At 65.6% G+C, this 11,930-nt stretch carries 3 protein-coding genes; 2 read left to right on the top strand and 1 reads right to left on the bottom strand.

Features of this window, described 5'->3' with window-relative positions:
• The first annotated feature begins 122 nt into the window (after positions 1-122).
• Together QY325_04535 and ychF are read left to right on the top strand one after the other, a co-directional pair.
• Positions 123-647: a carboxypeptidase regulatory-like domain-containing protein gene (locus QY325_04535; GenBank protein WKZ67196.1), complete on the top strand. Its 525-nt coding sequence runs from the start codon at positions 123-125 to the stop codon at positions 645-647.
• A 302-nt stretch (positions 648-949) separates the two neighbouring features.
• The gene (gene ychF, locus QY325_04530) at positions 950-2,041 is read left to right on the top strand and encodes a redox-regulated ATPase YchF (GenBank protein WKZ67951.1); all 1,092 of its coding nucleotides are present in this window, start codon (positions 950-952) and stop codon (positions 2,039-2,041) included.
• A gap of 107 nt (positions 2,042-2,148) precedes the next feature.
• On the opposite strand, the gene QY325_04525 is transcribed toward ychF, so the two are convergent.
• Complete coding sequence (locus tag QY325_04525) at positions 2,149-11,913, bottom strand: hypothetical protein (GenBank protein ID WKZ67195.1); 9,765 nt, start codon at positions 11,911-11,913, stop codon at positions 2,149-2,151.
• Between the last annotated feature and the right edge of the window lie 17 nt (positions 11,914-11,930).

Below are 11,930 nucleotides of genomic sequence, written 5' to 3'. Positions count from 1 at the left end.
GACGGCCGAGCGGCCAGCCCCCCCTTGATCGCCCTTGGTCGCGGGGATAGTTTCGCCCCCCGCTCAAGGCCAGCCGCTAACCACTGATGGCATTGAAAGCTACCAACCCCATCTCCTCAGCCATGCGCATCCCAGCTTTCCTGGCCCTTTCGCTGCTCGCTCTCAGCGCCCTGGGCGCCCAATTGCACGTGAAGGGCGTGGTCACGGATGCGGCCACCCGCGAGCCCCTGGCCGACGCGCTGGTCAGGGTCTACAAGGATGGTGTCCGCCAGCATGTGCATCGCACAGGTGCGAACGGCCACTACGGCTTCACGCTCGACAACGGCGCGGAGTACGTGATCCGGTTCTCCATGCCGGGCCGTGTCACCAAGTGCTTCGCGATCGATACCCATGGCCCGGCCTGGGAAGATGACCGCTCCGTGAAGCAGGTGGAGGTGGAGATGACCCTCTTCGAACAGGTGGACGGCCTCGATCTTGGCTTCTTCGACATGCCCATGGGCATGGGGCGGTTCACGCCCATGACCGGATTCCTGGCATGGAACAAGGAGTACGAGGCCCGTGTGCAGCCCGAGGCAGCCCGCTTGCAGGCAGAGGCCATGTTCCGCCGTGAGCGGCTGGCCCAGGTGGCCGAGCTGCCGGTGCAATAGGACGGCTTCGATTCCAACGGGGCACTTGCCACGGTCGATGCAGCTCAGCGTGCTCCGGTTGAGGACGCATGCCGGACTGCGGCATTGCGCCGTTGCATTCCCTGCCATACGCCAGCTTGAAGCATCACGGCTCCGCCATCAGGCACTATGACGCCGTATGGGGGTTCGGGCGGGGGATGGGCTGAGCCATGCGGTTCTTGTGCTGCGCCGTGCATCACCGCCCCGGCGCACCAAGCGGATGAGGGCCCGCCGTACTGCGCACCCCGGCCTACATTAGCCGCCCGAAAATCGGACGTATGGGACTGAAGTGCGGAATCGTGGGACTCCCGAATGTGGGGAAGAGCACCCTGTTCAACTGCTTGAGCAACGCCAAGGCGCAAGCGGCCAATTTCCCATTCTGCACGATTGAGCCCAATGTGGGCACCATCACCGTGCCTGACGAGCGCCTCAACCGGCTGGCCGACCTCGTGAAACCGCAGCGCATCGTACCGACCACGGTGGAGATCGTGGACATCGCGGGGCTGGTGAAGGGGGCAAGCAAGGGGGAGGGCTTGGGCAACCAGTTCCTGGGCAATATCCGTGAGTGCGATGCCATCCTGCACGTGCTGCGCTGCTTCGACGACCCCAACGTGGTGCATGTTGACGGCAGCGTGGATCCGGTTCGTGACAAGGAGGTGATCGATATCGAGCTGCAGCTGAAGGACCTGGAGACCGTGGAGGCGCGCAGCGCCAAGGTGCAGAAGCAGGCGGGCACGGGAGACAAGGAGGCCAAGCGCCGGTTCGAGCTCCTCTCCCGCATCAAAGACACCCTGATGACGGGCCAGAGCGCAAGGGCCGCCGTCACCGGGGCCGACGATCCGGCCCTGTTGGCCGAGTTTCAGCTGCTCACCACCAAGCCCGTGCTCTATGTCTGCAATGTGGACGAGAAGAGCGCCAAGACCGGGAATGCGCATGTGGAGCGCGTGAAGGAGGCGGTGAAGCTGGAGAATGCTGAGGTGATCATGGTCACAGCCGCCATCGAGGCAGAGATCGCCGCGCTGGACACCCCTGAAGAACGCGCGTTGTTCCTCGCCGACATGGGCCTCGATGAGCCCGGTGTGAACAAGCTGATCCGCGCAGCCTACCGGCTGTTGAAGCTCCAGACCTACTTCACGGCAGGGGAGAAGGAGGTGCGGGCCTGGACCATTCATCAAGGGGACACCGGGCCTCAGGCGGCCGGGGTCATCCACAGCGATTTCGAGAAGGGCTATATCCGCGCGGAGGTGATGGGGTACGACGACTTCATCCGCTACGGCAGTGAAGCCGCCTGTCGGGCTGCAGGAAAGCTACGGGTGGAAGGCAAAGACTACGTGGTGAAGGACGGCGATGTGATGCACTTCCTGTTCAACGTGTAGTGCCGGAGCAGCGACTGGCCCCATAGGCCCGCTGCCTTGGTCGATGCTGGAACGAGGAAGCCCCGGCCATGCCGGGGCTTCCTCGTTCGATGCAATACGTCGATCCGTCAGGGCTGCGCCATGATGCGCCCCACCACCTCCTCGCCGTTCAGGCGGATACGATAGATGTAGGCGCCGCCATTCCGTTCCATCGGTCGGAAGGGGAGGGCAAGGGCAACCCCTGCTTCGACATGGCCCTGGAAGAGGTCGGCCACCTTGCGTCCCTGCAGGTCGGTGACCACCACTTGAGCCGTGCCGCTCTCCGTGGGCATCAGGAAGACGGTCGTCTCCTCCCGGAAGGGGTTGGGGGAGGCGTTCGCCGACATGGCCGATTTCGGATTCGCGATGGTGATGTCGCCGTACCCCGGCTTCTTTGTGCACTTCACGGTGATGTGCTGGATGACCTGCGCAGGATTGCCGCAGTCGTCGGCCGCAGTATAGGTGCGGGTCACCACGTAGGTGCCGGTCCAGTCTGGTTGCCCGGCCACGTCGGTCACCTCGACCTCAACGCTTCCAGAGCAGTTGTCCGTCGCCTCGCACTTCACCGGCTTCGGCAGCTTGCCGCATTCCACCACCAGATCCTCCACCGGACAGCTCAGCTCGGGGGGCGTATCGTCAGTCACCGTGATGGCCCAGGTGGCCGTACCGACGTTTCCGCACTGGTCGTTGGCCGTCCAGGTGTGCACGATGGTGTAGGAGCCGGCACAGTCACCCGGTACCACCACCATGCTGTGCTGCACCGCCACATGCACCTTGGTGCATTCGTCGTAGGCCGTCACATCCGGCGTTTGGATCGCATCCAGGTCCGCATCGCAGGCTACGGCGAGGTCGGCCGGGATTCCCGTGAAGACCGGAGGCACCTCGTCGATCAGGGTGATGTACTGCGTACAGCTGGCATAGTTCCCGGCTTCGTCCGTCGCCCAGAAGGTGCGGCGGATGACATACGGGCAGTTGCTCAGGATCGCGTCGGTCCATCCCACGTGCTCGATCTCCGGGCAGTCCTCCTGCTTCTTGCGGAAGATGGGCTCACCGCCGAGGGCGAAGGGCGAGAAGTCGTCGGCGCACTGCACCGTGATATCCGGAGGGCAGGACTCGATGATCGGGCCGCACACCTTGCCGCAGTCCGTGTCCTGCATCACTTCCACCTGGATCTCATTCACGCAGCCATTGGTACCAGTGAGCAGTAGGATGTATGTGCCGGGAGTACTTGTGGAGTAGGTGGGACCACTTCCTACAACTCCAATGGAGTAGACCCAAGCGGCGTAAGCGATCGAACTGCTGCTGGAGTAGCTTAGTGTGGCAGGTTCGCCGTTGCAACCGATCAAGGTCGAATAGACGACTGCTTCGGGCAGGTCGAAATCCACGTCCACCATAGTACTTGCAGTGCTCGTGCAGCCATTCGAACCAGTTACCGTCAATACGTATGTGCCGGGTTCGAAAACGACTGGGTCCTCAAGATTACTCGTGAACCCATTGGGACCAATCCAACTATACGCTCCATCCCCAGCACCATTCAAGACTATAGACCACGTGTTGCAAGTGAGAGTGCCACCCACTGCTTGTGCGCCGGGCACATCCACATCCTGATCCACTTCCGCCGTGGCGGTGCTGGTGCAGCCGTTGGCACCGGTCACCGTGAGGGTATAGGTGCCGGGGGCGCACACGGTGGGGTTCCGCTCGGCGCTGGTGAAGCCGTTGGGGCCGCTCCAGCTGTACGAACCGTTACCCATGCCTTGCAGGGTCACGCACTCATTGTTGCAGGTGATGGTGCCGCCAGAAGCTTGCGCGCCGGGCAGATCAGTATCCTCGCCGACCTCAGCGGTGGCGGTGCTGGTGCAGCCGTTGGCACCGGTCACCGTGAGGGTGTAGGTACCGGGGGCGCACACCGTCGGGTTCTGCTCGGTGCTGGTGAAGCCGTTGGGGCCGCTCCACGCGAAGCTGCCGTTGCCACTGCCGCTCAGGGTCACGCACTCGTTGTTGCAGCTGAGGGTGCCGCCAGCCGCTTGCGCGCCGGGCACATCCACATCCTGACCCACTTCAGCCGTGGCGGTGCTGGTGCAGCCGTTGGCGCCGGTCACCGTAAGCGTGTAGGTGCCGGGAGCGCACACCGTCGGGTTCTGCTCGGTGCTGGTGAAGCCATCGGGGCCGCTCCAGGCGAAGCTGCCGTTGCCACTTCCGCTCAGCGTCACGCACTGGTTGTTGCAGGTGAGGGTGCCGCCAGCGGCCTGAGCGCCGGGCACATCCACATCCTGACCCACTTCCGCCGTGGCGGTGCTGGTGCAGCCGTTGGTGCCGGTCACCGTGAGGGTGTAGGTGCCGGGGACGCATACCGTCGGGTTCTGCTCGGCGCTGGTGAAGCCGTCGGGGCCGCTCCAGGCGAAGCTGCCGTTGCCGCTGCCGCTCAGTTGCACGCACTCGTTGTTGCAGGTGAGGGTGCCGCCAGAAGCTTGCGCGCCGGGCAGATCAGTGTCCTCGCCGACCTCGGCGGTGGCGGTGCTGGTGCAGCCGTTGGTGCCGGTCACCGTGAGCGTGTAGGTGCCGGGGACGCATACCGTCGGGTTCTGCTCGGCGCTGGTGAAGCCGTTGGGGCCGCTCCAGCTGTACGAACCGTTACCCACGCCTTGCAGGGTCACGCACTCATTGTTGCAGGTGAGGGTGCCGCCAGCGGCCTGAGCGCCGGGCACATCCACATCCTGACCCACTTCCGCCGTGGCGGTGCTGGTGCAGCCGTTGGTGCCGGTCACCGTGAGGGTGTAGGTGCCGGGGACGCATACCGTCGGGTTCTGCTCGGCGCTGGTGAAGCCGTTGGGGCCGCTCCAGCTGTACGAACCGTTACCCACGCCTTGCAGGGTCACGCACTCATTGTTGCAGGTGATGGTGCCGCCAGAAGCTTGCGCGCCGGGCAGATCCACATCCTGACCCACTTCCGCCGTGGCGGTGCTGGTGCAGCCGTTGGTGCCGGTCACCGTGAGGGTGTAGGTGCCGGGAGCGCACACCGTCGGGTTCTGCTCGGCGCTGGTGAAGCCGTCGGGGCCGCTCCAGGCGAAGCTGCCGTTGCCGCTGCCGCTCAGTTGCACGCACTCGTTGTTGCAGGTGAGGGGGCCGCCAGAAGCTTGCGCGCCGGGCAGATCAGTGTCCTCGCCGACCTCGGCGGTGGCGGTGCTGGTGCAGCCGTTGGTGCCGGTCACCGTGAGCGTGTAGGTGCCGGGGACGCATACCGTCGGGTTCTGCTCGGCGCTGGTGAAGCCGTTGGGGCCGCTCCAGCTGTACGAACCGTTACCCACGCCTTGCAGGGTCACGCACTCGTTGTTGCAGGTGAGGGGGCCGCCAGCGGCCTGAGCGCCGGGCACATCCACATCCTGACCCACTTCGGCCGTGGCGGTGCTGGTGCAGCCGTTGGTGCCGGTCACCGTGAGGGTGTAGGTGCCGGGGACGCATACCGTCGGGTTCTGCTCGGCGCTGGTGAAGCCGTCGGGGCCGCTCCAGCTGTACGAACCGTTACCCACGCCTTGCAGGGTCACGCACTCGTTGTTGCAGGTGAGGGTGCCGCCAGAAGCTTGCGCGCCGGGCAGATCAGTGTCCTCGCCGACCTCGGCGGTGGCGGTGCTGGTGCAGCCGTTGGCACCGGTCACCGTGAGGGTATAGGTGCCGGGGGCGCACACCGTCGGGTTCTGCTCGATGCTGATGAAGCCATCGGGGCCGGTCCAGCTGTACGAACCGTTACCCACGCCTTGCAGGGTCACGCACTCGTTGTTGCAGCTGAGGGTGCCGCCAGCCGCTTGTGCGCCGGGCACATCCACATCCTGACCCACTTCCGCCGTGGCGGTGCTGGTGCAGCCGTTGGTGCCGGTCACCGTGAGGGTGTAGGTGCCGGGGACGCATACCGTCGGGTTCTGCTCGGCGCTGGTGAAGCCGTCGGGGCCGCTCCACGCGAAGCTGCCGTTGCCGCTGCCGCTCAGCGTCACGCACTCATTGTTGCAGGTGATGGTGCCGCCAGAAGCTTGCGCGCCGGGCAGATCAGTGTCCTCGCCGACCTCGGCGGTGGCGGTGCTGGTGCAGCCGTTGGCACCGGTCACCGTGAGGGTATAGGTGCCGGGGGCGCACACCGTCGGGTTCTGCTCGATGCTGATGAAGCCGTTGGGGCCGGTCCAGCTGTACGAACCGTTACCCACGCCTTGCAGGGTCACGCACTCGTTGTTGCAGGTGAGGGTGCCGCCAGCGGCCTGAGCGCCGGGCACATCCACATCCTGACCCACTTCGGCCGTGGCGGTGCTGGTGCAGCCGTTGGTGCCGGTCACCGTGAGGGTGTAGGTGCCGGGGACGCATACCGTCGGGTTCTGCTCGGCGCTGGTGAGGCCGTCGGGGCCGCTCCAGCTGTACGAACCGTTACCCACGCCTTGCAGGGTCACGCACTCGTTGTTGCAGGTGAGGGTGCCGCCAGAAGCTTGCGCGCCGGGCAGATCAGTGTCCTCGCCGACCTCGGCGGTGGCGGTGCTGGTGCAGCCGTTGGTACCGGTCACCGTGAGGGTGTAGGTGCCAGGGGCGCACACCGTCGGGTTCTGCTCGGTGCTGGTGAAGCCGTTGGGACCGGTCCAGGCGAAGCTGCCGTTGCCGCTGCCGCTCAGCTGCACGCACTCGTTGTTGCAGGTGAGGGTGCCGCCAGCCGCTTGAGCGCCGGGCGCATCCACATCCTGACCCACTTCAGCCGTAGCGGTGCTGGTGCAGCCGTTGGTGCCGGTCACCGTGAGGGTGTAGGTGCCAGGGGCGCACACCGTCGGGTTCTGCTCGGTGCTGGTGAAGCCGTTGGGGCCGCTCCAGGCGAAGCTGCCGTTGCCGCTGCAGCTCAGTTGCACGCACGCGTTGTTGCAGGTGATGGTGACGCCAGCAGCCTGAGCCCCGGGTGCGACCAGGTCCTCATCGACCAGAGCGGTCGCGGTGCTGGTGCAACCGTTGGTACCGGTCACCGTGAGGGTGTAAGTACCGGGGGCGCACACCGTCGGGTTCTGCTCGGTGCTGGTGAAGCCATCGGGGCCGCTCCAGGCGAAGCTGCCATTGCCGCTACCGCTCAGCGTCACGCACTCGTTGTTGCAGGTGATGGTGCCGCCAGCCGCTTGTGCGCCGGGCGCATCCACATCCTGACCCACTTCTGCCGTGGCGGTGCTGGTGCAGCCGTTGCTGCCCGTCACCGTGAGGGTGTAGGTGCCAGGGGCGCACACCGTCGGGTTCTGCTCGGTGCTGGTGAAGCCATCGGGGCCGCTCCAAGCGAAGCTGCCGTTGCCGCTGCCGCTCAGCGTCACGCACTCATTGTTGCAGGTGATGGTGCCGCCAGAAGCTTGCGCGCCGGGCTCATCCACATCCCGCGCCACTTCAGCGGTCGCCACGCTGGTGCAGCCGTTGCTGCCGGTCACCGTGAGGGTGTAGGTGCCGGGGGCGCACACGGTTGGGTTCTGCTCGGTGCTGGTGAAGCCGTTGGGGCCGCTCCAGGCGAAGCTGCCGTTGCCGCTGCCGCTCAGTTGCACGCACGCGTTGTTGCAGGTGAGGGTGCCGCCAGAAGCTTGCGCGCCGGGCAGATCAGTGTCCTCGCCGACCTCGGCGGTGGCGGTGCTGGTGCAGCCGTTGGTACCGGTCACCGTGAGGGTGTAAGTACCGGGGGCGCACACCGTCGGGTTCTGCTCGGTGCTGGTGAAGCCATCGGGGCCGCTCCAGGCGAAGCTGCCATTGCCGCTACCGCTCAGCGTCACGCACTCGTTGTTGCAGGTGATGGTGCCGCCCGAAGCCACAGCCCCGGGTTCATCCGTATTGCCGGTCACCAATGCTTCGGCCGTGCCCACGCAGGCGATCGGTCCGTCCTCCGCCTGGATGCTGGCGCCGGTCACCGTCAAGGTGTAGGTGCCGGGTAGGCTCACGACCGGGTTCTGGTCGGTGCTGGTGAAGGCACCAGGACCGCTCCAGGCATAGGTCACGTTGGGGGTTAGGCTGGCGCCCTGGAGTTGCACGGTGGGTTGAAGGCAGCTGATCTCCCCGCCATTGGCACCGGCGCTGGCCGTGGTGCCGCTGATGGTGACATCTGCCAGGATCGAGGTGGTGCAGCCGTTGGCAGCGGTCACCGTGAGGGTGTAGGTGCCGGCCACGTTGACCACCGGATCGGCCTCGCTGCTGGTGAAGCCGTTCGGACCGGTCCAGGCCAGGCTGCCATCGCCGGAACCCTGCAGCTGCGTCGACAGCAGGTTGCAGTTGATCGAACCGCCCGTGGCCTCGGCCGCAGGAGCCTCCGTATCGCTGTTGACCTGAGCGGTAGCTGTGCTGGTGCAGCCGTTGGCGCCCGTCACCGTGAGGATGTAGGTGCCCGGGACGCATACCGTGGGGTTCTGCTCGGTGCTGGTGAAGCCGTCGGGGCCGCTCCAGCTGAAGCTGCCGTTGCCACTGCCGGTGAGCTGCACGCACGCGTTGGTGCAGGTGATGGTGCCGCCTGAGGCTTGGGCGCTTGGGGACGTCGTGTTCACGGTGACCTCCACCACGTCAGTGCTGCTGCACCCCGTTTGCGGATCGGTGACGGTGAGCGTGTAGATGCCGGCCTGGTTAACGCTGGGATTCGCTGTGCCACCGCCCGAGGCGATGCCCGGCCCGCTCCATGAGAATTGCAGGCCCTGCGGCGTGCTGCTGCCGTTGAGCTGGATGCTGGGGCCGGTCGCGCAATTGATCTCCGCATCAGCACCGGCATCCGCCACGGGCGGAACCGTGCCTTGGATGTTGACGGGAATGGAAACCGAGCACTGGTTGAAATCGGTCACGGTCACGCTGTAGAGCCCGGCCGGCACGCCGGTGATGTTCGGGCCGACGGCTCCTGTGCTCCATGCGTAACCGTAGCCGGGCGTGCCACCGGTGCCGCTCGCGCTTGCGCCGCCGGTGCTGGTGTTGCAGGCATCGAGCGTGGTGTTGATGTTGGCGGAGAGGGGGGCGGGCTGGCCGACCACGAAGTTGGCCGTGGCGCTGCAGCCATTGAAATCGGTCACCGTCACGGTATAGGGCCCTGCGGCGAGGTTGCCCGCCGTCTGCGTGCTCTGCCCATCGCTCCAGATGTACGTGAAGGGGGCCTGGCCATCGGCCGTTGCGGTGATGCTGCCGGTGGCCGCGCCATTGCACAGCGCGTCGGTCACGGTGCCTTCCACCGTCATGATGCGCACCTTCACCACCTGGTCGGCCGCGCCGGCGAGGATGCATGCATCGCCGCCGATGATCCGACGGATATAGGTGTCCTGCGTGAGCGCTCCGATCTGCGCTCCCGAGAGGTTCTGTCCTGTGGCCCCGGGTATGTTCGTCCACGTGAGGCTATCGGTGCTGATCTGCCATTGGTAGGTCGCGGCGCTGCCGAACGAAGGATAGGAGGACGCGCTGTTGTTGCGCACGATGGTGGGCAGCACGTAGGTGGGCTCCGAGCCGATGATATCGCCCGGAGTGGCTCCGGGGCAGATGGCCACGCCCTGGTAGGTGATGCTGTTGCCCAGCAGGTCGGGCGGGTTGGCCCACACCACCAGGCCGGGCTCGTAGCGGGTGGTGCCGCTCACCTTGGTGGTGTTCAGCGCGCCCTGCGTCAGCGGGATGTTGTTGCTGCGCGCGGTGACGATGGTGTAGATGCGGCAGTTGCTGAACTTGATGCCGCGCTCGCCCACCGGGTCATAATCGTCGGCCGTGCCGCCGTAGTAGGTGCTGAACTCCAGTGCGCTGAGGTCGCTCTCCAGTTTGAAGAAGACCTTGTCGTTGCTGCCCTGGTTGGTGGTCTGCAGCGGCACGTTCGGTGCCGTGCTCATCGGGAAGTTGGTGCTGTTGGAATAGCCGAACACGTAGACATCGTTGTTCTGGTCCACGTTCAGGCCCATCATGTTCACCTCGTTGCTGCTGCCACCCACGTAGGTGCCGCCCAGGAAATTCTGGTCGATGCTCATCCGGCCCACGTAGAAGTCGTTGCTCCCGTTGTGTCCCGTATCATAGGCGCCGGCCGTGATGTTCGCACTGTTCAGGCCCTCGGTCACCCCGCCGAAGTAGAGCTCCGTGCGGGCGGCATTGAACTCCATGCACAGCAGGTTGGCATCGTCGTTGGCGTCGCTGCTGAAGTAGGAGGACCAGACCGTGGCGGCCGTGGTGCCGTTCAGGCGCTGGATGAAGCCGGCGCTGGTCCCTCCGCGCGTGCTTTGGCGCGGGCTCACCGTGGGGAAGTTGGTGCTGCTGGTGTTGCCACCCACGAAGAGGTCGCCGCTCACGGGGTTGTGCAGCATGATGCTCGCACGGTCGGTGCTGCTTCCGCCATAGTTGCGCATCCACACCAGGCTGCTCAGGTCCTGGTTCACCCGGAACAGCAGCACATCCGCACCGCCGTTGTTGGTGTTGCTGGCTCCGCTGCCGGGGTTCAGCGTGGACAGGTTGGTGCTGGTGGTGCTCCCGGCCACGAACACGTCGCCGTTGGCCGCCAGGCGCACATCGTAGTTGTCGTCGGCCCCATTACCCCCCACCACGGCGGCCTTGATACTGCTGCCCGCGGTATTGATCTTCAGCACGAAGACATCGATGCCGCTCTGCGACTGCTGGTTGATGCTGGATCCGCTGAAGGCGCTGCCGCCCAGCAGGGGGAAGTTGGTGCTGCTCGTCTGGCCGGTGATGTACAGGTTCCCGTCGGGGCCCTGTTCCATGGCGTAGGGGTTGTCGTCACCGCCGCCACCGATGTAGGTCTGCCACACGCGGGTGCCGCTGCCGCCCACCGCGGAAGGCTCCAGGTACTTGCCAACGATGATCTCCAGGTTGCCATTGGCCGTCTCATCGAAGGCGCCCGGGGTGATCTGGTCCGTGGTGCCCACCACGCGGGCCACCACATAGATGGCGCCATCGGCGGGGTCCACCCAGATGCAGTGGCCGTGGTTGTCGTCGCTGCTGTTGGTGTTGATCCAGGTGGCCCAGCGCATGGCGATGGGGTCGATCACCAGCGGATGCTGCTTGTCATAGGCCCCCAGCTCGAAACGCAGGGTGTTGTCACCCTCGATAGTGTAGCGGCTGGCCACGGCGATCTCCTTGCCGTTGATGCGCTGGTACACGTAGGGCGCAGGGTGCGCCAGCTCGCCCAGGAGGGTCTCGATCAGCAGTTCACCCTGCTCGTTCACGCGCATCTTGCCGATGCCGTCATGGGCGATGGCGATGCGTCCGGCATCGGCGCCAGGCATCACGATCAGGTCATACTCCAGCGAGCCGTCCTTGGCCGGATAGTAGCGCGCATCGATGCCCGGGTACACATCGCGGTACCATACTTCCTGGAAGCTGCGCACGTCGGTGGCCTGGCGGTCGCCCACGAAGTAGTTGGATACCTCAGGGTGTGCGTCGCGGCCCTCCGCACGTGCCGATGCGTTTCCGCCCACGAAGCGCAGTTGCCAGGCATGGCCCCTTCGCCTCCAGGTGAGCTCGCGTGCGGGTCGCCCTTGACGCTGCTCCTCCTCGATCGCGAAGCCATCCGCAATGCGTTTGTCCACTTCCACGGGGTCGAAGGCCGTCACCACCATGCCTTGGGGGGTGGCTACCGCCTGTCCGTAGGGGAAGTCCGCCCGAAAGAGCACACCGGGACTGAACTGCCCCTTGTTCTCCGTGAAGTGGATCTCCTGGTCGTGCATGTTCAGGAGCTGCGCCAAGTCATCGTGATGATGGCCTTGGTGCGACTGGGGCGCGGAATGGCCCTTGGACGGCGCCATGCCGCGAGCCAGTTGCGCCGCTGCAGGCAGGGCCGGCAGCAACAAGAGGAGCAGCGCGGCCAGCAGGGCGCGCGCTGCCCTCAACAGGGTAGGTGTGGAGTGCATGGGGTTGGAGATTGGTT

This window comes from Flavobacteriales bacterium, assembly GCA_030584065.1.
Taxonomy (GTDB): domain Bacteria; phylum Bacteroidota; class Bacteroidia; order Flavobacteriales_F; family PHOS-HE28; genus PHOS-HE28.
The sequence above is the reverse complement of the archived record's forward strand: the minus strand, read 5'-3'. Positions and strand labels throughout refer to the sequence as shown.

Coding starts and splice junctions, on each gene's coding strand:
- QY325_04535 (WKZ67196.1), top strand. CDS start 123: ATGCGCATCCCAGCTTTCCTGGCCCTTTCGCTGCTCGCTCTCAGCGCC.
- QY325_04525 (WKZ67195.1), bottom strand. CDS start 11,913: ATGCACTCCACACCTACCCTGTTGAGGGCAGCGCGCGCCCTGCTGGCC.